This window comes from Dellaglioa sp. CoH-57-MRSF-16 (genome assembly GCF_056782055.1).
The window spans coordinates 1-632 of the sequence record NZ_JBXAXZ010000028.1; the positions used below are offsets into that span (position 1 = coordinate 1).

Genomic DNA, 632 nt, shown 5'->3' on the forward strand with positions numbered 1-632 from the left:
AGGTTGGGCCTGCTATTCCACTATCCTGCATGTTCGACTGCTACTGGCTACTGCACGAAGGACAAAAGGTGGGCTACTATTTCCGGTCCACGTTTCAGGTGCTCAATGGCGGTGGATACGTGTGCGCCTACATGGGTGCAGCGCGCGGTGCCGCAGATCGCGTTGAAATCCTATTGAACACCGAAGAGCTAGTGGTCTTCCACTATCCGGGCAAAGGCACAATGATCATCAGCCCTCACGTCGGAACCGAGCTTACCCAAATTTTCACGGAGCAATGATGGACCTGCTAATAGCATTGGCGTTCAATCTGCTACTCATGCTCGCTATGGCAGTTGGCGGTTGGGTTGTGGCGTGGTTTGCCACACGAAAAGATACCGAACTTGTAGGGGCTGCACCGAAGGCTATTGCTGGGTTTATGGCAGGCGCTGTGGCAGTTTGTGTTCTTGGCATGATCCTCAAGGACTGCATGCGCGCAAAGGGAGTTTTGTAATGGCTGAAGAATCTGATCTCGAACTATTCTTGTCCGACATCAAAGAAGACCCTAACTACAAGAAGTTTCGGCTCGTGGTCAAGGGCGTGCGCGAGAAGCTGAAGATCGAGCGTGATCAGGCCGAAGCCATGGGCCTGATGGC

At 53.2% G+C, this 632-nt stretch carries 1 protein-coding gene; it reads left to right on the plus strand.

Annotated elements, in window-relative coordinates:
* Positions 1 to 278, plus strand: a 278-nt coding sequence (locus AC1RPH_RS07685) for a hypothetical protein (RefSeq protein ID WP_481762009.1), incomplete at its 5' end; no start/stop codon positions are given.
* Positions 279 to 632: the final 354 nt, after the last annotated feature.